We start from the raw sequence: 21,111 nt of genomic DNA, 5'->3' as shown, positions 1-21,111 counted from the left end.
ATCGATTTACATATCATTAATTGACTTTATGAACTTTATTTATACACCTTCATCGGTAAATAAGTTAAGGACTGTCCCGTAGCGGAAGAAGTTAAATTTTCTCCTAATTTAAAACCTTCAACCGGTTCGATACGTGAAAACTTTTGTAAGAATGCCTCAAGGGCAATTTTCATTTCTAATCGTGCAAGAGGCGCGCCTAAACATATGTGTGGACCATTTCCAAATGTCAAATGTCTTTTATTATTTGAACGATGAATGTTTAAAGAGAATGGATCTTCAAACATATTTTCATCCATATTGCATGCACTCATCCACGCAATAACTACATCACCTTTTTTTAATTCAGTACCTAATAAATTATTGTCTTGTTTCACAGTTCGATCCCTTCTTGACATATGAAAACGATAACGGAGCATTTCCTCGACTGCGTTTGGTACTAATTCTAAATTATCTCTTAGTTCTCCATATACTGACTGGTCATCATAGAGTAATGAATAGAAAGTATTGGCTATCGCATGACTTGTTGTTTCAACCCCGGCACCTAGAAGTAACATTGTGGTTTGTACGATCTGCTCATCCGAAAACCTTTCACCATCAACTTCGGCTTGGATCAAATCAGAGATTATATCATCGGCAAGGTTCGAACGCTTTTGAACGACAATCGGGTAAAGGTATTGGAAATATTCTTTTGCAGCATTTTGTTTTGCTAGTTCAATATCTTCTAGCCTTTCTCTGTCATAAGGTTGGAAAAGGATATCAACCCATTTTTTGAACTGATACCTATCTTGTACCGGTACCTCAAATAAATCCGTTATGACTAGACTAGGTAATGGCCCCGCCAAGGCATCCACAATATTAACAGTAGAGCCTTCTGGTATGGCTTCCACAAGTTCGGTTGCAATCTGTTGAATACGTGGCTCCCAGTTCTTTAAGCTGCGGGGAGTGAAAGCAGCTGCTAACAAGGAGCGAGCTTTCCGGTGCCGAGGCGGATCTTGAAGTGTAATATTCATAATAGGTGAATTCTCTTCTTGTTTGTCTTTAGCTCCAACAAAAATTGTTGTTCTAGGACCTTCACTTGAAAAGTATTCATAGTTACTTAATACCTGTTTAACATGTTCATATTTAAACACATTCCATGTATTTGTTTTTTCATGATAATAAACCGGATGATTGTGAAGCATTTCTTTGTACCAATTAATAGGAAAAAATTCTTCTGCACGTGATTGAAAATTTGTGATTTCATTCATTGGAATTACTTCTCTATTCATAATAGTCGTGCTCCTTTAAATGGATTTACACAAAGTAATAAATAATAGTTAATTGTTAATTATGTATTACCTCATGTCTCTTGCTAATTTTAAATTACTCCAATCAGAGTAGTTTTTATAGAGTACATTTTACTAAAGAATTTTTATTTTTGTTATGATGCAAAATTATATAAATAGGCTTTAATACTCTTGCTTTACGCACTTAAAAAAGCTCTTTGGTAAATGGTTAGCAAATGTTTCAACTACTGAGAATGTAGACAAATGGAGGTAAGACGATGACTATTATGATAAAATTTAAAGGTTTAAGACACTAATTATTAGAAAGGAGATGTTGCTATGTCTCTTTCGTTATTTATACTTGGGAGTTTGGCTAATGAGAATAGCAGCCCCTATCAACTAAAGAAAGCGTTGCTAGATGTAATTCCCATAAAAATAAGTGAGGGAAAATTTTACTATAATTTTGAGGCATTACAGAAAAAAGGGCTCATTCAACCTGTCGAAACAATTCAGATAATCAATCGCCCAAACAAAACCCTGTACGGAATTACGCAGGAAGGAAGACGGTTTCTTGAGCAGGAGATTTATAACAGCTTTAAAGAGGTCTTAAAGATAGAAGATTTGTACATTTCGATTTACCTGATAAAATACATTGATCCAGCCAAGGCGGCTTTGTTCCTTGAGGAAACTATAAAACAAGAGAAGAATCGTTGGGCTAAATATAGAGAGGCTGAAGTACGAATTGAATTACTTGATGAAAAACAACTGAGAGCGGTTGAATTTATTAGTGAACATGCTTTTAGTCAATCAGAACATAATATTTATTGGATGGAAAAACTCCTTACTTTTTTAAAGCAGTTCGAAGAATGAAATAATAAGCAGTATGGATATCCTGGCGCAGAAGACTATGTTATGGCTTAGGTAGTAAAAAAACGTTATTCCTCTTTAGGTTAAAGGAGAATAACGTTTTTTAAATTACTGTTTGCAATTCTATATAAAAATAGGGTAAAGTATCATTCACTTTTGATCCTCCATTATTAGTTATAAAGAGATTATTTTATCAGAGCTCGGAACCAATGCATGTGTCATGGGGGCCTGTGCTCTAGCTATTAAGAAATTCTTAGATATCCCGAAGTTAAGCTTACCTGCTGCTAAAAAATTAGAATATTATTAGACCCGACAGAGAGTCTGTCGGGTTATTCTTCCTTTAATAGGTGATGCCAGTAAATTTCTTGAAACACTTTGAAAAAACTTTGGGCAGAAAAAGTTCAGTAAGGAACATATTTCGGAGATAGGTTTATTGTAGTCGAAGAGCTCTTGTTAATCAGGGCTCTTTTTTTCATCTTCCCTTAATCTACGAACATATTGAAAAAGAAAATAGAACAAATATCGGCCTGTTTTCAGCCAAAAAGGGGAGAGCAATATATTGCTATTTTTTATATCATAATAATTGTAATAGGAAACGCTTTCAGATGATGCTTCAGGGCACGTCGCTTACTATTTGATATAAGGATGGGAACTATGAAAATTTCTGCAGTTATTTTTGATTTAGACGGTGTGATTGTCTCCACCGATGAATATCATTACAAAGCTTGGAAACAAATTAGCGATCAGGAACAAATTTATTTTGATAGAGAAATAAATGAAAGACTCCGTGGTGTAAGCAGAATGGAAAGTCTGGAAATTATTCTAAGTCACTCGGACAAAGCCTACAGTGATAACGAAAAGCACCTTCTTGCATTGCGAAAAAATGACATCTATTGTGAACTGCTTAACAACTTGTCACCAAACGACATTTTACCAGGAGTGATCAATCTATTAATAGGATTAAAAGCTAGGGATATAAAGATCGCCATTGGCTCTTCGAGTAAAAACACTCCATTTATTTTGAACCAAATCGGGTTAACAACGAATTTAGATGCGATTGCTGATGGAAATAGCATCAAAAATAGTAAGCCCGATCCGGAGGTATTTTTATTAGCAGCTAAAATTCTCGGTGTAGAGCCTGAAGAATGCGCTGTTATTGAAGATGCCCAGGCAGGAATTGATGCTGCAAAAGCTGCTGGGATGAAAGCGGTAGGTATCGGTTCCGCAGCAAATTGCCTAAATGCGGATATGAAATTACCAGATTTAACAAATTTAGATATAGACCAACTATTAGAAGTTAACGAGATTAGGAGTTGATTACCATGATAAAACTTAATGCCAGTCTAGCGCATTTAAGAAATAAACCATTTTTACTTAGCGATAAAGATATCAAGTGGGTGGAAGAAACCCTTCAATCGATGAGCTTACATGAAAAAGTAGGGCAATTATTTTGTCCGATTGGCAGTTCAGACAATAAAGAAGAATTAGAAGCATTTATTAAGGAATATCATCCTGGCGGAATCATGTACCGGCCGGACACAGGGGCAAAAGTACAGGAAACTCATCGGGTGTTACAAGAGCTATCTCCAGTACCGTTACTAATTTCTGCTAACTTGGAAGCTGGTGGAAATGGTATTGCTACGGATGGCACCTATTTCGGAAAACAAATGCAGGTAGCAGCAACAGAAAGTGAAGAAATGGCCTATAATCTGGGGTTAGTAGCTGGTCGTGAAGGACGTGCAGTAGGTTGTAACTGGGCTTTTGCACCAATTGTTGACATTGATATGAATTATCGAAACCCAATCACAAACGTAAGAACGTTTGGGTCTGACCCCATCAGAGTGGCTCAAATGTCTAAAGCTTTTATGAAAGGAATCCATGAAAGCGGACTTGCGGCAGCTGTCAAACATTTCCCAGGGGATGGAGTGGATGACCGAGATCAGCATCTTTTATCATCTGTAAACAGCTTATCTACAGAGGAATGGGATCAAACCTTTGGGATGGTTTACCAAGAGATGATTGACAGTGGGACTAAATCGATTATGGCAGGACATATTATGCTTCCTGAATATTCGAGAAAACTACGGCCGGGTATTGAGGATGAACAAATCATGCCGGCAACACTAGCACCAGAATTACTTAATGGTTTATTAAGAGATAATTTAGGTTTTAATGGTTTAATTGTGACCGATGCTTCCCCTATGTTAGGATTCACTACTTCCGAAAGAAGAGAAATTGCTGTACCAAAGGCGATCGCTTCAGGCTGTGATATGTTCCTCTTCAATCGTAATATTAAAGAAGATTATGAATTTATGTTGAAAGGGATTGATACCGGGATCCTAACCTTAGAAAGAGTAGATGAAGCCGTTACTAGAGTACTTGCTCTTAAAGCATCACTAGGTCTGCATAAACAAAAAGAAATGGGAACTTTAGTACCTGAAGAAGCGAAATTATCGGTATTGCAGTGTCAAGAACATAAGGCTTGGGCAATAGAGTGTGCAGACCAATCCGTTACATTAGTAAAGGATACACAAAAACTGCTGCCGATTAGTACTGATCAGTACAAACGGGTTCGACTTTATGTGTTAGGTGATCAAGAAGGAGGACTAAAAGAAGGTGGTTCCATCACCCAACCGTTTATGAACTCCCTTGAAAATGCCGGTTTCGAAGTGGAACTTTATAATGACAAGCAAGTTAATTTCCCTGAGCTGTTTATGAGTGTGAATGATTTTAAAGAGAAATATGATCTGATTATATACGTTGCCAACCTTGAAACGGCAAGTAACCAAACGACTGTTAGAATTAATTGGCAGCAGCCTTTAAATGCTAACGCTCCATGGTTTGTTAAAGATATTCCTACATTATTTATTTCGGTTGCGAACCCTTACCATCTGCAGGACGTCCCAATGGTAAAGACCTATATAAATGCTTATTCATCTAGTGAGTTTGTGGTAGAAGCAATCATTGATAAAATCTTGGGAAAATCTGAGTTTAAAGGGAAGAGCCCTGTAGATCCTTTTTGTGGGAAATGGGATACTAGATTTTAAATAAAGGTAAGCACTCCATTGTTAAGCTGGAGTGCTGCTTCTTTTAATACGATGGTGAATATTGAAGGTTAATCTTTGATTCAGGCAATATTTATCTTTTTTATCAATATTAAAAAAGATAAAAGCGTTTGCTAAAATTAATTTAAGATTTCGCAAAATGATCTTAAATCTAAACAAAAATATAGTTTTTGATATTACTTATTGAGAGGGAAATTTGAATGAAAATAAAAAGTATGAAAACTAACCGTATAACTAACCCACTGGGATTTGATTTAGGCATACCACGTTTTTCTTTTGTCACATATGATACGGCCGCAAAAAAACAAACTGCCGCCCAAATACAGGTTGCACTGGATGAAGAATTTACAAACATCGTTTTTGACAGTGGCGTGAATGCGGGAATAGACAGCCTTGCATTTAAACCTACTATTAACCTTAAGCCATGTACCCGTTACTATTGGCGCGTTACAGTTTGGGCAGATAATGGCGATATGGCTGTAAGTGAAACTGCTTGGTTTGAAACAGCAAAATTGGCTGATTCTTGGGATGCCAAGTGGATCACTCCAGATTTTAATAAAGACATTCATCCTGTATTAACAAGGGAATTTGACCTGTCAAAAGAAATTGTTTCTGCCCGTGCCTATGTTTCTGGATTGGGTTTATATGAAATCGAGATTAACGGTGAAAAGGCTGGGGATGAATATCTTAGTCCTAATTTCAATGCCTATGACAAATGGCTGCAATACCAGACTTATGATATTACCAATTTAGTTAAAGCAGGACAAAACTCTGTCGAGGTTAGTCTTGGAAATGGCTTATACAAGGGCCGCTTTGGCTTTGAAGGCGGAGAAAATGAAATTTATGGTGATCAATTTGCCCTTTTATGTGAAATTGTCATAAAACATGCAGATGGAACCTCCACTCTCATAAACACTGATGACACATGGAAAGCAAGAAAGAGTCCTATTTTATTTAGTGGTATTTATGATGGGGAAATTTACGATGCTAATGCAAAAGATGCAACCACTTACGATGTAAAGGTAATAGATTTGGGATACGACCGATTAAAGGCGAGATTAAGTTTGCCAGTAGTGATAAAGGAACAGTTAAAGCCAATTGAAGTGATTAAAACACCAGCTGGTGAAACAGTGCTCGATATGGGCCAGAATATGGTAGGCTGGGTTCAATTTAAAACCAATGCTCCAAAGGGTTCTGAAATCGTCTTACAATATGGTGAACTCTTACAGGAGGGGAATTTTTATCAAGACAATCTTCGTACAGCTAAGGCAGAATTCAGATATATTTCCAATGGTGAAGATTTTGTTGTAAGACCTCATTTTACTTTTTACGGCTTTAGATATGTAAAAGTCTCTGGCTGGAATGGAGAACTAGATAAGGAAGATTTTACAGGCTGCGTCTTATATTCTGATATGGATCAAACGGGTAGTATTGAAACCAGCAACCCATTGGTTAACAGATTATTCTTGAATGCATTATGGGGTCAAAAAGGTAATTTCTTAGATGTACCAACAGATTGCCCGCAACGTGACGAACGAATGGGCTGGACCGGGGATGCCCAGGTGTTTTCTGGAACAGCTGCCTTCAATATGGACACCTATGCTTTCTTCAGTAAATATGGTTATGACCTTGCCCAAGAACAATCCTCACAAGATGGAATGGTTCCAATGGTAGTACCGATGGCAACGGTTAAAGGCGGCGGTTCAAGTGCATGGGGAGAGGCAGCTACGGTTATCCCATGGAATATCTATCTTCACTATGGAGATAAAGCGATACTTGAACAGCAATTCGATAGTATGAAGGGCTGGGTTGATTATATTAAGAGAGCCGATGAGGCTTCAGGTTCTAAAAGACTTTGGGCAACCGGTTTCCATTTTGGTGACTGGCTGGCATTGGATGGAGAGGATCCGAGTTCTCCAATGGGTGGAACTGAAACTGCGTTCATTTCATCAGCCTATTATTGCTATTCAGCTATGCTGGTTTCAAAGGCAGCAAGGGTACTTGGCAAGGATGAAGTTGCTTCTGAGTACGAACAGTTATCAAATGAAGTGCGAGCCGCGATTCAAGCAGAATACTTTACATCTACAGGACGTCTTGCCCTTAATAATCAAACAGCGTTAGTTGTTGCTTTATTTATAGATCTTGTACCAGAAGAGCATAGAAACAGATTAGCCGATGATTTACGTACAAGATTAAAAAAGGACAAGAACCACTTGAAGACTGGATTTGTCGGGACACCGTATCTATGCAGAGTGCTTTCTGAGAACGGAAACAATGATTTAGCTTATACGTTACTTTTAAATAAGGATTATCCAAGCTGGTTATATGCCGTAACAATGGGGGCAACAACCATTTGGGAACGTTGGAACTCAGTATTGCCGGACGGTAAGATAAGCGGAACGGATATGAACTCTTTAAATCACTATGCATATGGTTCGATTGTGGAATGGATGTATCGTAATGTGGCAGGTATTAACCCTGTTGAAGATCAACCAGGTTTTAGACATGTCAGACTATCACCACAGCCTGATTATCGATTGAAGTTCGCTAAAGCAATGTTGGATTCGGCCTCCGGTTTATACGAAAGTCACTGGGAACTAAGTGAAGATGGAGAGTTGAGGTTTACGTTTGTTATTCCTTTTAATGCTACAGCTACTGTTGAATTACCGGATGCTGCGCTAGATAACGTACTTCTGAATGGAAAGTCTTTAAATGAGGTAGAAGTTAGTGCAAATCAAACCGGTAAACAGGTACAGGTTGAGTTAAGCAGTGGAACCTGGGAATTCTCCTATATGCCAGAGGTTTGCTATTTAAAATATTACAGTACAAAGATGCCATTGAGTGAATTGGTGGGTAATATGGAAGTGAAAAATATATTGGAGGAAACCGTGCCACAAGTTGCAGCTTTCCCTCAGGAAATGATTTCCAACGTTGGCCATCAATCACTTAGAGAATTATCCCATATGCCGTTCTTGCCAATTTCAGTAGAAGTTTTGGACGATTTAGATGTAAGGCTAAAAAAGATAAAAGTAAGTGTCCAATAATCGTGGCTTCAATTTCTTACCAATTAAAGAGTTAGGAAATGACATAAAAAAGGATAAAAAAGAGCCTGAAAAGAATCTGCGTTACAATTAAAATGAAATTAAGAGGCCGGGACATAACTCCCCCTCAACACTAAAAAGCCTGTGAAATTTTACGAGGAGTAAAATTTTCACAGGCTTAGTTTTTTTATAACAAAAAGGACATCTTCTGATTATCATTACGTCAAAATGGTGAACGTGATTTTTCCTTTTACCGCAATCCATCAGCAGACCTTCTTCTTAGTGAAAAAGAGATCGAGGATAGTTGGTTTAAAGAAGGAGATATACTCCACTTTTGTTCTGTTGATTTAGTGGAAAATCCTATGAAGAGGCACATATAAAGACGATTCATTTAGCAAAAGAAAATGGCAGCATTATTAGCTTTTATCCAAATGTCCGACTTCCTCTTTGGAATAGCCCTGAAGCTTGTAGAAAAACTATTTTAGAATTTGTTCCAAGTGCACATATTTTAAAAATTTCTGATGTAGAGCTTGAATTCATTACATGCATTTCAAATATAAATGAAGCCATACAATCTTTATTTATTGGTAATGTTCAAGCCATTATTTATACAAAGGGAGCAGCAGGAGCAGAATTATATTTAAAAGGTGAAGCCTATACATCAGCAGGTTATCATGTAGAAGTACAAGATACCACTGGCGCAGGAGCTGCTTTTATAGGTAGAATCTTTTAACAATTATTAGAAAAAAATGTAAGACAAGAAACCCTTAAAAAAATTCTTCGAGAGCATCATCAAGTAGTGCTATCTTTTGCTAATGCGAGTGGTGCTCTTACGACAACCGGGAAAGGAGCGATTCCATCCATTCCAACAAAAGAAGAAATTGATTGTTTTCTAAAACTTTCCTAAATATTTCACTGAAAGGGAGAAAATTAATTTATTTTCGATTTTGAAATTTATCTATTAATGAATTCCTTACTTTATTTTTAAATCCTAAGGAGCAAATTGGAAGGGACTCATTTGAATTTTGTAAGTTATTTCTGACCTAAAAAGATATATTCAATCAAATCCAATACCCTGAGGAACATACATTGGGACATCTGACAGGGAATCAGAGGGTGTTGCATTAGCATTTTGCTTCAAGAGGATATCATGCATTTGTATTAAGGTATTCTTGCGGGGAAAATGCTCGTATGCCACGCCAATATTGGATACTTTTAAAGCAATTTCTATCATAAGAGAGAATGTAGAAGAATAGTACATCAATCCTAACAAGATTGTTGCCAGTGGATTTTCAGCAGGTGGACATTAGCCAGTTGCCTAGCGACTATGTGGAGAATATCTGGTTATAGCTGAGAATCTTGGCAGTCATACAATTCAAAGTCACTTAGACAAAATATGGTTATTCTTTCTTATCTTGTTATTGAACTTCTCAATCCTTTTAACGATACAATTCTTTTTTTTTAAAACGCAAGTTTTTCTTAAAATCTCTTTAAGTAAAATCAAGAGATTGAGCAGTGAAAATATCCAAAAAGAAGTATATGCTTAAAATAATTATGATGAAAAAAGGAAGGTTAACCATGAGACGTACTATATTAACCGGAACAGAATTGTCAAGCTCATTCCTTTCACTTGGAGGGGTTGCCTTGGGAAGTAAGTTGAATGAGGCGGACTCCTTTATATTGATGGATGCCTTTTATGAACATGGTGGCAATATGATTGATTCTGCCCAGGTTTATGCTAATTGGCTTCCAATCGAGCCAAGCATCAGTGAAACAACGATTGGTAAATGGATGAAGACCAGGGGGAACCGACATGAAATGATTGTGACCACCAAAGGAGCCCACCCATGTTTGGAAACCATGAACATTCCCAGAATGACTCCTGCAGAAATTGTTCAGGACCTGGATGATAGTTTGAAAAGGCTCCAAGTCGAAACGATTGACTTATATTGGCTTCATCGGGATGATTCCAATCAAAGTATCGCAGATATTCTGAACACATTAAATAGTCAGGTGAAATCTGGAAAGATACGCTATTTCGGCTGCTCTAATTGGACAACAGAACGAATTATGGAAGCACAAGAATATGCATTGGTCCATGGCATACAAGGTTTTTCAGGAAACCAAATGATGTGGAGTGCTGCATACGTCAATCCTGCAAAGTTGGGTGATCCAACGCTTGTAACAATGGGTAAGAAAATGAAAAAGCTGCATTTAACATCCGGATTAACGGCATTCCCATACTCTTCCCAAGCACAAGGGCTGTTTTCCAAGTTACACTTAGGAAAGTTAACGTTCAACAATCAACAAATCAATCCTATTTATGATTCCGAGGAAAATCGCAACAGGCTGCAAAGAATAGAAAGGGTGGCTTTGGACCATTCCCTATCGATTTCTCAAGTTGGACTGGGATATCTTTTGTCACAGCCATTTTCAACTATACCGATTGTTGGATGTTATACGGTGGAGCAATTAAATGAGTGTTTACTTGCGGAACAAGTTGAGTTCTCCTTAGAAGAACTCGAATATTTAGAAAATGGTTTCTAAGCCTTTCGAATTTGCATTAATTTTAAATGCTTGTTTACGTTGACGGTAACGTTAATTGGTCTGGTATTGGCGTTTTTCATCCGTCGTGTAATTGTTAACCATGCGACGAGGTTCCATAAATTGATGTTCTAACTTATATTTAACAGCTCAGTAATATTGTTAAACGTCAAAACTCCCTTTCAAAAAGAAGGGAGTTCATTCGGAACAAGATTGCACTTAAACTCCCTCAGGTTAATAAGATTTTCTCCCAAATACTTGCTTATCCGCAGGATTTCATACCCATATGATTAGGTAGATGAATAAAAGATATGATCTCAGAGTATTTTGGCTTCGGGAAGGTATAGTGAAATAAAGGAGTGTAGTACAACTCCATATTTACCATATGATGTGCATGCTCCACGCCGCCCTAGAGGATTTCCCTCCCATGTCTCAACGGGTCAATCATACGATAAGGACGTTTACTTAATGCCTTTTCGGAGGGGGTGACAACAGGTGTCTTCACAGTCTTCAAACTGCTTGAGACCTGCGTGCCTGATCTGGTGGGTCATCCCACGCAGTCCCCCCAAAAAAAGTTGCTACTATTTCATATATAACGGTACCATGAATTTTTTATTTGTATGGTTTTTTTGTTTAATTTTAATACACTGGGACAGATTCCGCACTTCGTTCCTTCAATAATTAACTAAAAGTTCTTATGAATATCTAGGGTTGCAATACGTGTACCTTTAGTATAGGGAACAGGTTATACAAAAAAGGTCCTTTATAGAAACCTGTAGTTGTAATATTTAGTTGGCGAGTACGTTTTGTCAACAAAAAAACACCCCGTTGTATACTTGTTTAGGGTGTAACATATACGAGGGTGTTTTTTTATATTTTCATATTAACTTAGGTTGCCCACTCCAATTCTAAATATATCTCAGTTTACTTTTCAATTATAATGTAAATCCCAGTAATCCGCGTGTGATTTGAAAATCAATGTTACCCTCTTCAAAGAGACGAGGTGTATAGCTTAGCTCAATGACTTGCTTACAGAGCTCCAAAATCTGGCCGACCCAAGAGGTGGGATCACCTGTGAGTAACAAATCCAAATCATTGGCGAAGGTTTGTTGTATGGTGGGGTCCGTTGCCACTTGCAGGATTGGGACCAATGGATGCGTCTGCATTGGCATACGATTAACCAGCGCTATTACCAATTCTACCCCCGTAGCTGCTAAGCCTGTAATACTCTCTACTAAATGTTCTGTTGGTGTCTCCATGATGTGGAAACCGTTGTTGCGGGCATGTTCACCATAGGCTATTGATGGTTGGACATTCGATCCAGTCAATACATTATCGGTGTAAGCAGGTTTTGAAAGAACTCCACTGTTTTCAGGGATAACAACCGTACCACCGGCACCAACAATCATTTTTGTCAACAACGCAAGTTGCTTACCGGTTGCATCTGAAACGGAACCATCGGATAAGATTCCAATTCGTAAGGCTTCCAGTCCAAAAGTTTCTTTCACAGTTGTTCTAGTTGTGGACAATTGACCAGCAAACCACGCTTCCACCTTCTTCGTTACCTTATTGATTCCTCCGTCCAATTGAATACTGGCAAAACCAAGACGGCTAGAGTCAACACCCATTTCCTCCATCTTGTGAAGCATAAAGTCATTGTGGGTTTTCTCACAGCCATGTTCTAGTAATAGACATCGCTTGACCAGCGGGTGGGTGATATAACCAACCATAGTACGGGCAAACATCTGTTCAGGCTGACCGCCACTATTACCGCATCCTTCAGTATGAACCAAGGCCACAAAACGTGAGATTTGTTCGAATTGACTAAGATTCAGGGTGTTCAGACGCTGTACAATCATTTTCGCAACCTGCCCGGAACAAAGACTGGTTGGCAGGATCAAGCCAATGCCATCGCTAGCTCGAGTGAAGCAAATAGGGTAGGCGGATGTGGCCACATCGTTTTGAATTACAATTGCTTCCCCCGTAGGTTGTGGTGCATTGAGCAAAGTATCCAATTTAGTTGCATCGGTTTGCCTCCAGTTGCGCCAAATCTGCACCTGTGAATAGCCAGCTTTTTCACCTGCGCTTAGCTGACCAGAAGCTGTCTGTATCAACAGTTCAAAGGCTTGCGTACCCAACTCATCCATGGACATGCCATCTTGATATTGACCGGCATTGATATCCATATCATTAGCCAGCAATTGAAAACGTTGCGTTGTCGTTACCACCTTTAATGTCGGCACAAAAGGAAAGTTAGTGACCGAGCCATTACCTGTTGTAAACATAATCATGTTACAACCAGAAGCAACCTGCCCGGCAATACCCTCGAGGTCATTACCCGGGCTGTCCATAAAATGGAACCCTGACTCTTTCATCGGTTCTCCATAGTCAATAGCATAGTCGAGGCGAGACACTGGGTCTTTTTTGCGGGCAGCGCCAATGGATTTTAGGTATATGTTGTAAAGGCCACGATATTTATTACCACCGGATGGGTTTCCTTCAGCGCTGGCACCATGCCAGGCAGCTCGTTTCTGAAATTCTTTTACAAAGGTTAAAAATTTGCGGGCGGTGTCCAAGTCGCGAACTTTCTCCAGAACATAGGACTCTGCACCAATTAACTCGTCGGTTTCAGCTAGATTGGCTGCGCCTCCGTATCGAACTAGTTCTCTCGAAATCCAACCTAACAGCGGATTAGCTGAAATGCCCGAAAAGGCATCAGAGCCGCCACATTGCAATGCAAGCTTAATATGGCTAATGGATTCAGGGGTTCTTTCCATGGCATTGACCGTTGGCAGCCAATCACGAATAATTGCTTCCCCTATGCTCAGCTTACTTTTAAAACTGCCTTTAATTGATAAGAACTGATGTAAGGTATCATCTAATGGATAGTTATAATCCCGTAAATAAGATTTTAGCATCTTGTTCGAAACTGTTTCGTTGCCATAATCCACAATCAAAATAGCACCCACGTTAGGATTGACGATGAATCCAGACAATGTGCGCAACAACAGTTCCAGGTTATTAGGTTTTTCAATGCCCCCCTCAGTATGTGCAACGGGAACAATCGCATCTATTTGGGGATAGTTCTTTAATTCTCCTTTCAGATTAGCGGCAAGCTGAGTGACATAGCTCCCCGTGAGTGATGTTGTACCCAACAGGACAATCGTATTACGGGTACCGACACCCCGGGTAATGCTGCGCCGATAACCCATAAAAGTGCGCATTTCGGAGTAAGCGGGTAATGCTGGAGCTGATTGGAAATTCTCCTCATCAAGAACAATTGAGTGAGAATGGTCAACAAAATTAGGTTCAGGCGGTAACGTAAATTTCAGTGAACGAACACTAAGCTCTTCCATGGTACTACTGTTGATCACATAATTGCCCGGCTGAATTGATTGCAAAGCCAAACCAAAAGGGATTTCCCAGGAGAGTAGAGTTTCATCCTTTGCGATCACTTTCACTGCAAAGCGATGTCCTTCCATGACAGTGTAATCCAAAGTAATAGATTTTCCTTCATAGTAAATCAGGGTGCCGGCGTCAAGTTGGTGAGTAGCAATCGCGACATTGTCTCCAGGTAAAGGAAGTCTAGCAACTTCGTCAAAGTTGAAAGCCCTGTTCATAGATTTCTAGCTCCTTTTTTAATTATTTTTTGAGTTATTCATATTGTATCATAGGTTGATTAAATAGTTTTTATTTTCTGAATAATAAACCGTTCCTTTTTCAGTTTTAGTCAATCTTTGGCCTGAGTATTGTCTAACAGTCTAGGACGCCCCAATGGTAAAGACCTATATAAATGGTAATTCATCTAATGAGTTTGTGGTAGAAGCAATCATCGATAAAATCTTGGGAAAATCTGCGTTTAAAGGGAAGATTCCTGTAGATTCTTTTTGTGGGAAATGGGATACTAGATTTTAAATTAAGATAAGCACTCCATTGTTAAGATGGAGTGTTGCATCATTTAATACGATGGTTTGTGGCTATTAACAAGAAAATTATTCTTTGATTTCAGCAACATTAATCCTTTTTTTCAATATTAAAAATATAAAAGCGTTTGCTAAAATCAATTTAAGATTTCACGAAATGGTCTTAAAACTAAAAAAATATAGTTTTTGATATTACTTATGAGAGGGAATTTGAATGAAAAATAAATAGTATGAAAACTAACCCACTGGCATACCACGTTTTTCATTTGTCACTTATGACGACTTAGATGAAAAACTAAACACAATAAAAGTCATTGTGGAATAATCAGTTTAGCAATTTTATTTAAAAGATAAAGGTAAGAATATGCATCACTAGTGAACACTTAAAGCAGTGACTAAAAAGCCAAACACAACAACGTGTTTGGCTTTTAGCTATTTAAGCCAATTTAAGTTTTACAAAAAGTCGGAAATTTGAAAATAATTGGTCGTGTTTACAGTGGGAAAGGGTATTCATTTGTTTTATCTTTGAAGTAGATAAGAATAATTAGTTCATGTATGGGTTTCACTTGGATCAAGCTTGTGAATAGGAGGAAGGCAAATGATTGGAACATGGAATACAAAATTGGAAACTCCAATTGCCAAGATGAAAGTAGTTTTTACAGTTGGAAAGAAGGATAAAGCTTATAGTTTATTTGTTAAAACAGAACCTATGCCTTTAAACTTTGAATTTGATTCAGTAACAGTTGAAGGAACTGAGCTGCAGGCAAAAGGCAGGTTTAAGCTTTTATCGGAAGAAAGGGCAGAGATTAATCTCAACTTTTCAGAAGATACGTTTACAGGATGTATGAGACTTCAACCTTTAGGTGAGCTCCAAATTGAGGGGCAAAAAGGAGAAGGAGTCTCATTTGCTGATGAACTAATAAAAGAAGTAGAAAAATACCGGAAATCTAATTTGATCATTGAAAGAACAGACGCACAAATTCAAAAAGAGGTTGAAAACCTTGTTGCAAAAATGACCATTCAAGAAAAAGTTGGCCAGATGAGCCAATGCATGGCTTCTAATTTCTCTTTTGGCGGAGATGTTGAATCAGATCCTCCTGAGAAACTTGTTGCTGAGGGCAGGGCCGGTTCTATTTTAGGAGCTTTCGATATAAATAGAGTATTTGAATTACAAAAAATTTCAGTAGAAGAATCACGGTTAGGAATCCCTCTACTCTTTAATGCTGATATCATTCACGGCCATCAAACCATATTTCCTGTTCCGTTAGCATGGGCATCAAGTTGGGATCTAGAAGGAATCAAAAGGGCTTGTGCTATTTCAGCTAAGGAAGCATCTGCATCGGGAATTACTTATAATCACGGTCCAATGGTAGATATAACAAGGGATGCCAGATGGGGAAGAGTAGTTGAAGGTGCCGGTGAAGACCCATACTTAGGAGCATTAATTGCTAAAGCCCAGGTAGAAGGATTTCAAGGGGATAGCCTCTACAGTGAGGAAACGATAATTGCATGCTTAAAACACTTCATAGCCTATGGTGCAGCAGAAGGAGGCCGTGATTATAATACAGTAGATATTTCTGAGGGAACATTAAGAAATGTCTATCTCCCTCCGTTTAAAGCAGGTCTGGAAGCGGGGGCCGGTTCAGTAATGAATGCGTTTAATATTTATCAAGGATCCCCAGTGGCAGGCAATAAAGCATTGTTAAAAGATTTATTAAGAGACCAGCTTGGCTTTGAAGGTATGCTGATCTCTGATTATGGCTCAATTGATGAAATTGCCATTCATGGAGCAGCCAAAGACAGTAAGGAAGCGGCAAAAAAGGCACTTGATGCCACTATGGATATAGAAATGGTATCAACTTCTTACCTAGACCACCTGCCTGAATTAATTAAGGAAAATAGAGTACTAGAAAGTCAATTGGATGATGCAGTTAAGCGGATTCTTAATTTTAAATTTAAGATTGGAATTATGGATGATCCTTTCCGTTATATAAGGCCTGACAAGGAAATCGAATACCATTTTTGTGAAGAACATTTACATGAAAGCAGGGAACTTGCTAAAAAATCAATTGTTCTTCTAAAGAATAACGGAGTTCTTCCCCTAAAAAAGGAAGCCCGAAAAATTGCCTTAATCGGACCATTTGCGAATAGCAAAGATTTATTAGGTCCTTGGCAATTCTCGAGATACAGTGATAAAACAATTACCCTAATGGAAGGCTTGAAAGAGAAATTCTTAAATCAGGATCATCTCCTATTTGCTGAAGGCTGCAAAGTGGAAAATGATCTTGCTGGCGGGATGGAAGAAGCAATCCGCCAAGCAAAAGAGGCAGATGTCGTCATACTTGCTTTGGGAGAAAGCAGTGCTATGTCAGGGGAAGCTGCTTCCAGAATGGATATAGAACTTCCTAAAGTCCAAAAAAGATTGGCTGAAGGGATCGTCAAATTGGGTAAGCCTACAGTACTCGTTTTAACCAATGGACGCCCGCTTGTACTAGACTGGTTTGAGAACAATGTGGATGCGATTGTTGAAACATGGTTTTTAGGTTCAGAAGCTGGTCATGCCGTTGCAGATGTACTAGTTGGTGATCATAATCCTTCTGGAAAACTGACGATGAGTTTCCCTAAACAAACAGGACAGGCCCCAGTTTATTACAATCACTTTAAGACAGGCAGACCATTAACGAACGAAAACCAACATGAGAAATTTATATCCAAGTATCTCGATGGACCAAATGAACCTCTGTACCCTTTTGGATTTGGTTTAAGTTATACAACCTTTGCCTACTCTGAAGTTACATTAGATAAAAATCAAATGACTAGGATGGGAGAAATTCAAGCCAGCATCACGGTAACCAATACGGGAACCATCCCAGGGAAGGAAGTGGTTCAGCTTTATATTCAGGATCTTTATGGAAGCGTTGTCCGACCAGTTAAAGAACTCAAAAGATTTAAAAAGATTTCCTTAATCCCCGGTGAAAGTAAGAAAGTGGTCTTCACAATTACCGAAGAGGATTTGAAATATTATACAGCTGATATGAGTTATCAAGCAGAAGGTGGGGAGTTCAGAGTTTACATTGGTACTAACTCGAGAGTTGTGGAAGAAGCGTCGTTTGAATTAATAGGTTAATTTAAATCTTCATATAAAAATTATAAAAAAAAGGGGAAATAGCGCCATGGAAATCGGATTAAATTTATTTTCAGTATTCAGAGAGTTAAACGAGGATTATTTTGGTACCTTAGAAAAGACAGCAGAAATGGGTTACAAGAATATAGAGTTAATTTCTGCTAATTTCTCTACAGGGAAACGGTTTAACGATACCTTTTCTCTTCCTGTTATTAAGAAGAAGTTTGACGAGTTAGGATTAAAGGCATTCGCTGCTCATGAAGGAGTGGCTCCTGGCCAAGGGCTGCTCGATGCAAATTGGGATAAAATTATTGAAGAAAATGCAATTCTTGGCTGTGAATCTATCGTTTTTCCAATGGCATTTATTTCGGGACGTGAAGATACCCTTCAAACCGCTGAACAACTAAATCAAATAGGGAAAAAGTGTAAAGAAGCGGGTTTAAGCTTTTACTATCATAACCACGCGCATGAGTTTAGGAGAGTAGGAGAAACATCCTTATTTGAACTTCTTGTTGAAACTACAGATCCAGAGTTAGTGAAATTTGAGCTTGACCTCGTATGGGTTACAAGGGGTGGATACGATCCTATTTCCTTGCTTGAAAAACTGGGCAACCGCTGCGATATGATCCATCAAAAGGACTTAGGCAGACATGTAAATCCGGTCAAACTATTTAATGCTTCTATCGGAGAGAACCCGGATATGATGAAATTATATACAGAGCTTGTAAAGCCAAATGATTTTGTTAATCTCGGTACTGGTATTGTTAACTTTCAAGAGACCTATCAAAGATTGAACGATTTAGGATATATTCGTTATGCCATTGTGGAAAACGAAGGACAGCTAGGAAATAAATTTGCAAGTATCGCGGACGATTTAAAAGTAATGGGAAAATATGTACAAGGACTTATCAAAAATTAAAAAAACAGCCTGATTGGGGGTTCTGCAATGAATGATTATCAAACAAAAATCAATACGGAAGATCATATAAAATACGTAAAAAATAACGGTGGACCGACCTTAGGCTATTCCGAAACATCAGGAGTTACAATTATTCAAAAAGAAGGGTACTTTTTTAAGGATTTAAACAAAGATGGAAAAATTGATAAGTATGAAGATTGGAGGTTAACTCCAGAGGAAAGGGCAAAAGACCTTGCATCGAAAATGACCATTGAGCAAATTGCCGGACTTATGTTATATAGCAGGCATCAAGCGGTTCCAGCCGGAAGTAAAGGCTGGTTTGCTGGTACCTATGGCGGGAAGACGTACGAGGAAAGTGGTGCAAATCCTTGGGATTTAACGGATCAGCAAATTGAGTTTCTTTCAAACGATAACTTAAGGCATATTCTCTTAACGGTAATTGAAAATCCTGAAACCGCTGCGCGCTGGAACAACAATATTCAGGCTTTTGCAGAAGGTATAGGGCTCGGCATCCCTGCAAATAACAGTTCAGACCCACGCCATGCTTCAGATTCAAGTACTGAATTTAATGCGGGAGCGGGCGGGAAAATTTCCATGTGGCCTGAATCACTTGGCCTGGCAGCTACATTTAGTCCGAAAATAGCAGAAAAATTCGGAGAAATGGCTTCAAAAGAATATCGGGCACTGGGAATTACAACTGCCCTTTCACCGCAAATAGACATTGCCACAGATCCACGCTGGTTCCGTTTTAATGGAACCTTTGGGGAAGATTCTCAGTTATCTGCAGATATGGCCCGAGCCTATGTGGAAGGTTTTCAAAATTCAGCAGGCGATAAGGAAATCGCAGAAGGCTGGGGTTATGAAAGTGTCAATGCAATGGTAAAACATTGGCCGGGAGGCGGCTCTGGCGAAAGCGGCAGGGATGCCCACTATGGATATGGTAAGTATGCTGTTTATCCAGGCGGCAACTTTGACGAGCATTTAATACCTTTTACTGAAGGGGCTTTTAACTTACCTGGAAAGACAAAGATGGCTTCTGCGGTAATGCCATATTATACAATCTCAGTGGATCAAGATCCTGTTAATAAAGAAAATGTCGGTAATTCTTACAACTCTTACTTAATAAATGATTTGCTAAGAAAGAAATATGGATACGACGGTGTGGTTTGTACTGATTGGGTAATTACGGCGGATGAACCAGAAAATATTGATACATTTATCGGAGGTAAGCCATGGGGTGTTGAAAATCTCACGGTTGCTGAACGACATTATAAATTAATCATGGCCGGAGTAGATCAATTCGGAGGAAATAATGAAGCTGGTCCAATTTTAGAAGCTTACCAAAGGGGCGTTATCGAACATGGTGAGGCATTAATGCGTAATCGCTTTGAAGAATCGGCGGTAAGATTATTACAAAATATTTTCCGTCTCGGCCTTTTTGAAAACCCATATTTGAAAGTAGCGGAAACGATTCAAGAAGTCGGCAAACCAGAGTATATGCAGGAAGGATATAATGCACAGCTTAAATCAATGGTTATGTTGAAAAACAAAAATAACATTCTGCCATTAAATAAGGACAAGGTCGTATATATCCCTAAAAAATATATACCTGCCGGCAAAGACTGGTTTGGTAATCCAACACCTGAAACATTCGAATACCCTGTTAATGTTGATGTAGCAAGAAAATATTTCAAGGTGACGGCTAACCCAGAAGAAGCAGATTTTGGTCTGGTTTTTATTAGCACACCAAAGTCCGGAACAGGTTATAGTCATGATGATGTGAAGGAGGGCGGGAATGGATATGTACCGATCGGCCTTCAGTATAAATCTTATACGGCGGATTTTGCCCGCGAAAAAAGTCTTGCAGGTGATGCGCGTCCGGGTGACGTTTTAAACAGATCTTACAAAGGGAAAACGGTGGTACCAAGTAATACAACTGATTTGGATATGGTGTTAGATACAGTTGAAATAATGAAAGGCAAACCGGTAGTAGTTTCGATTCTGTTATCAAACCCGACGGTTGTCGAAGAATTTGAAGGTAATGTTGATGTTATTCTTGCGAATTTCGGGGTACAAGATCAAGCAATTTTTGAGATTTTAACAGGCGGTACTGAACCCTCAGGTCTTCTGCCAATGCAAATGCCTGCCAACATGAAAACAGTCGAAGAACAATTGGAAGATGTGGCTCACGACATGGAATGTCACGTGGACACTGAGAGATATGAATATGACTTTGCCTTTGGTCTAAATTGGTCTGGCGTGATTCAGGATGAAAGAACCGAAAAATATCAAAAAAACAAATAAAATTAAAATTACAGATACAGTTACAAAAAACTTTAAAACTAATTATCTATAACTTCGAT

Annotated in this window: 12 protein-coding genes and 1 pseudogene; 10 read left to right on the top strand and 3 right to left on the bottom strand. The window is 38.6% G+C overall.

Annotated elements, in window-relative coordinates; translation table 11 throughout:
- Positions 1–35: 35 nt before the first annotated feature.
- Positions 36–1,268, bottom strand: a complete 1,233-nt coding sequence (locus tag ACZ9EE_RS09185) for a cytochrome P450 (RefSeq protein ID WP_476026405.1) — start codon at positions 1,266–1,268, stop codon at positions 36–38.
- A 336-nt stretch (positions 1,269–1,604) separates the two neighbouring features.
- On the opposite strand from ACZ9EE_RS09185, the gene ACZ9EE_RS09180 reads away from it, so the two are divergent.
- From ACZ9EE_RS09180 to ACZ9EE_RS09160, 5 genes and pseudogenes are all read left to right on the top strand, one after another.
- Entirely contained in the window at positions 1,605–2,135 is a 531-nt protein-coding gene (locus ACZ9EE_RS09180) for a PadR family transcriptional regulator (protein WP_476026403.1), read from the top strand.
- A 651-nt stretch (positions 2,136–2,786) separates the two neighbouring features.
- Positions 2,787–3,449, top strand: a complete 663-nt coding sequence (gene pgmB, locus ACZ9EE_RS09175) for a beta-phosphoglucomutase (protein WP_476026401.1) — start codon at positions 2,787–2,789, stop codon at positions 3,447–3,449.
- A 5-nt stretch (positions 3,450–3,454) separates the two neighbouring features.
- Complete coding sequence (locus ACZ9EE_RS09170) at positions 3,455–5,179, top strand: glycoside hydrolase family 3 protein (protein ID WP_476026400.1); 1,725 nt, start codon at positions 3,455–3,457, stop codon at positions 5,177–5,179.
- 218 nt (positions 5,180–5,397) lie between these two features.
- Positions 5,398–8,241, top strand: a complete 2,844-nt coding sequence (locus ACZ9EE_RS09165) for an alpha-L-rhamnosidase (protein ID WP_476026398.1) — start codon at positions 5,398–5,400, stop codon at positions 8,239–8,241.
- Positions 8,242–8,450: 209 nt separating this feature from the next.
- A pseudogene (locus tag ACZ9EE_RS09160) lies at positions 8,451–9,145 on the top strand (carbohydrate kinase family protein); the annotation flags it as partial.
- A gap of 150 nt (positions 9,146–9,295) precedes the next feature.
- Here the strand turns inward: ACZ9EE_RS09160 and ACZ9EE_RS09155 are convergent.
- On the bottom strand, positions 9,296–9,511 hold the full coding sequence (locus ACZ9EE_RS09155; RefSeq protein WP_476026396.1) for a hypothetical protein: 216 nt from the start codon (positions 9,509–9,511) through the stop codon (positions 9,296–9,298).
- 305 nt (positions 9,512–9,816) lie between these two features.
- Between ACZ9EE_RS09155 and ACZ9EE_RS09150 the strand changes: the two genes are divergently transcribed.
- Complete coding sequence (locus ACZ9EE_RS09150) at positions 9,817–10,785, top strand: aldo/keto reductase (RefSeq protein WP_476026395.1); 969 nt, start codon at positions 9,817–9,819, stop codon at positions 10,783–10,785.
- A 932-nt stretch (positions 10,786–11,717) separates the two neighbouring features.
- Here ACZ9EE_RS09150 and ACZ9EE_RS09145 read toward each other — a convergent pair.
- The gene (locus tag ACZ9EE_RS09145; RefSeq protein WP_476026393.1) at positions 11,718–14,402 is read right to left on the bottom strand and encodes a UxaA family hydrolase; all 2,685 of its coding nucleotides are present in this window, start codon (positions 14,400–14,402) and stop codon (positions 11,718–11,720) included.
- A 154-nt stretch (positions 14,403–14,556) separates the two neighbouring features.
- On the opposite strand from ACZ9EE_RS09145, the gene ACZ9EE_RS09140 reads away from it, so the two are divergent.
- The 4 genes from ACZ9EE_RS09140 to ACZ9EE_RS09125 all read left to right on the top strand — a co-directional run bounded on the left by ACZ9EE_RS09140 (position 14,557) and on the right by ACZ9EE_RS09125 (position 21,052).
- Positions 14,557–14,697: a hypothetical protein gene (locus ACZ9EE_RS09140; protein ID WP_476026391.1), complete on the top strand. Its 141-nt coding sequence runs from the start codon at positions 14,557–14,559 to the stop codon at positions 14,695–14,697.
- A gap of 606 nt (positions 14,698–15,303) precedes the next feature.
- Entirely contained in the window at positions 15,304–17,832 is a 2,529-nt protein-coding gene (locus ACZ9EE_RS09135; RefSeq protein WP_476026389.1) for a glycoside hydrolase family 3 N-terminal domain-containing protein, read from the top strand.
- A gap of 46 nt (positions 17,833–17,878) precedes the next feature.
- A complete protein-coding gene (locus ACZ9EE_RS09130) occupies positions 17,879–18,748 on the top strand; it encodes a sugar phosphate isomerase/epimerase family protein (RefSeq protein ID WP_476026387.1) in 870 nt (289 codons plus the stop codon).
- Positions 18,749–18,775: 27 nt separating this feature from the next.
- Positions 18,776–21,052, top strand: a complete 2,277-nt coding sequence (locus ACZ9EE_RS09125) for a glycoside hydrolase family 3 protein (RefSeq protein WP_476026385.1) — start codon at positions 18,776–18,778, stop codon at positions 21,050–21,052.
- Positions 21,053–21,111 lie beyond the last annotated feature (59 nt).

It is taken from the genome of Bacillus sp. URHA0034 (genome assembly GCF_056280405.1).
Note: the sequence above shows the minus strand (reverse complement) of the source record. Positions and strands in the feature narration are given on the sequence as shown.